The sequence below is a fragment of the Nitrospirae bacterium CG2_30_53_67 genome (assembly GCA_001873285.1).
In the GTDB taxonomy this organism is placed as follows: domain Bacteria; phylum CG2-30-53-67; class CG2-30-53-67; order CG2-30-53-67; family CG2-30-53-67; genus CG2-30-53-67.
Window position 1 is genome coordinate 1 of sequence record MNYV01000117.1, and the last position, 2,017, is coordinate 2,017.

Below are 2,017 nucleotides of genomic sequence, written 5' to 3' on the forward strand. Positions count from 1 at the left end.
CCGCAGCATACCTCGGGAAAATCCTCAGAGATCAGCCTTTACAGCAGCACGGGATCGAGGTTCTCGGCCCGGCCAAGGCGCCTCTTTTCACACTGAGAGGGAAGAAGCGCTACCAGATCCTCGTCAAAGGGAGATCTGTCCGAAGCCTCCACCGGATCGTGGAACAAGGGGTCACCCGGCTGACACAAACCCACGGATTTTCCGGCGTGGACCTGACCGTGGACGTGGACCCGGTCAATTTTTTATAAGCATGGAGGAAGCAAAGAAGCAACCTTAGTGTTTGGGCTCAAGTCTTGAATGATTAGTTTCATGTTATTCTTATATTTCAAGACCTGGCCCTTTCTACTCTGTAAAATTACAATCTCTTAGCGTCTCATTCCTGTCATTCCCCGACTCGATCGGGGAATCCAGATAATATTCTCTTGAAACTTTACCCATACTGATGTAGGATTGCTCATCCTTTCGAATGCGGTCTCACTGTGGGAGGGAAAAACCATGTCGGTCAAGGATATTATTAAGAAAGAAGTGGACAGATTGCCGGAAAGCGTCCTTGCTGAGGTTCTGGACTTCATGAGGTTTCTTGAGCTGAAAAGAGAGAAAGATCTCCTTGTCAATGCCTCTCAAAAGCTGTCGGAACGTTCGTTTGAAAAGATATGGAACAACGAGGAGGACGCCGTGTATGACAATCTATAAGCGGGGTGATGTTGTCCTTGTTCCGTTCCCGTTTTCAGACCAGACCGCAACCAAGAAACGCCCCGCCATCGTTATCAGCTCATCCGCATACAATGAAGTATCCCAGGACACTGTGATCCTCGCCGTAACGAGCAGGATTGAAATTTGAACAATATCCATGCTGGACCTCGCTTGTGCATGGAGTATGAAAAGGGTCGCGTCTCCTTTGTCCTGTTTAGTTAACTGCTCTGACCTCCATTGACCGCATCAAAAAATAGTCTATAACCAACAGATTCTATTTGCTTTTTCCGGAACCGTCCCCATGCATACACCCATGCATACACTCAGCGGACGCTCTCAGAGCAGTTCCTCGGGTATTTCTTGGGGCGGTTCTTCGGGCCGCGGGATGAGAAGCATGGTCAATTTCTTGTCCCTGCCTATCCGTTTTTCCATGTCACCGGGAAATTTTCTGATAATGTCTTGGATTATCCCGAAGGTATCTTCGATAGATCTCATGTTCGGTTACACCCTCAGCCCTGGCCCTTATGGCAATGATCTCGCAGAGAATTGCATGCATGGTTCTGATGCGCTCAAGAGGCGAAAGCTTGAGAAACTGTTCCTGTTCATATCGCTTTCCGAGGTCCATTATTGATTTCATGAGCAAAGATTAACTTTTTTGCCGGTCAAGATCAAGAAGAATTTCCAGCCTTTGTAGAATTTTCACCCTTGGTCCTAAGCGTTCCTACAGCATCTTTGAAGGTTCTTGACCTTTAAAGGCGATTGTTCAGCGATCAGATCAAAATGATTATCCAAGTGATAGAGTGTGTGGCCGTGCTTTAGCGCGGATGCGGCAATGATCAAGTCCGTGGAAGGAATCGTAAAACCTTTTCTCCTCAGGGTTGAACCTAAGGAGGAAGCCTTGAAAAAATCGTCCTGCAATAAGGCAAGAAAATGGAATCCCTTGAAGCCGGATTCTACTTTTTTCATTTCTTCCTGCCTGGAGATGCCGCTCAAAACCTCAACGACAATGATTCCATTGATTGCAACGAGGTCGGAAGAAATGAATTCCTTGACCATCTGTTTGATCTGTTCGCTTCCATCGGGCCGGTAATATGATATCCAAACCGAGCTGTCTATAAGATTCATTCCTGCTTTCTCATTTTGATGAGATCTTCTACGGTCATATCCATTTCAATCTTTCCGGCGTGTTTCAAGGCCTCTTCCCTTCTCTTTTTTCTTACAAATTCCTTCAACGCCTCTTCTATAATCTCCCGCTTGGTCTTCTTGCCGGAGACTTTTTGGGCCTCGTTAAGAAGTTTTTCGTCAAGGGTTACACTCATCCTCA

At 46.6% G+C, this 2,017-nt stretch carries 4 protein-coding genes and 1 pseudogene; 2 read left to right on the forward strand and 3 right to left on the reverse strand.

Annotated features, from left to right (window positions below; translation table 11 throughout):
* Window positions 1–248: pseudogene (locus AUK29_07205) on the forward strand (hypothetical protein).
* A 247-nt stretch (window positions 249–495) separates the two neighbouring features.
* The gene (locus AUK29_07210) at window positions 496–693 is read left to right on the forward strand and encodes a hypothetical protein (GenBank protein ID OIP63072.1); all 198 of its coding nucleotides are present in this window, start codon (window positions 496–498) and stop codon (window positions 691–693) included.
* Window positions 694–1,126: 433 nt separating this feature from the next.
* Here the strand turns inward: AUK29_07210 and AUK29_07215 are convergent, their stop codons facing one another.
* From AUK29_07215 to AUK29_07225, 3 genes are all read right to left on the reverse strand, one after another.
* Window positions 1,127–1,318 carry a hypothetical protein gene (locus AUK29_07215; protein ID OIP63073.1) on the reverse strand — a complete coding sequence of 64 codons (192 nt, stop codon included), beginning with the start codon at window positions 1,316–1,318 and terminating at the stop codon, window positions 1,127–1,129.
* An 86-nt stretch (window positions 1,319–1,404) separates the two neighbouring features.
* Window positions 1,405–1,818: a hypothetical protein gene (locus AUK29_07220; GenBank protein ID OIP63074.1), complete on the reverse strand. Its 414-nt coding sequence runs from the start codon at window positions 1,816–1,818 to the stop codon at window positions 1,405–1,407.
* The gene (locus AUK29_07225; protein OIP63075.1) at window positions 1,815–2,012 is read right to left on the reverse strand and encodes a hypothetical protein; all 198 of its coding nucleotides are present in this window, start codon (window positions 2,010–2,012) and stop codon (window positions 1,815–1,817) included. Before AUK29_07225 ends, AUK29_07220 begins: the two co-directional genes overlap by 4 nt.
* Window positions 2,013–2,017 lie beyond the last annotated feature (5 nt).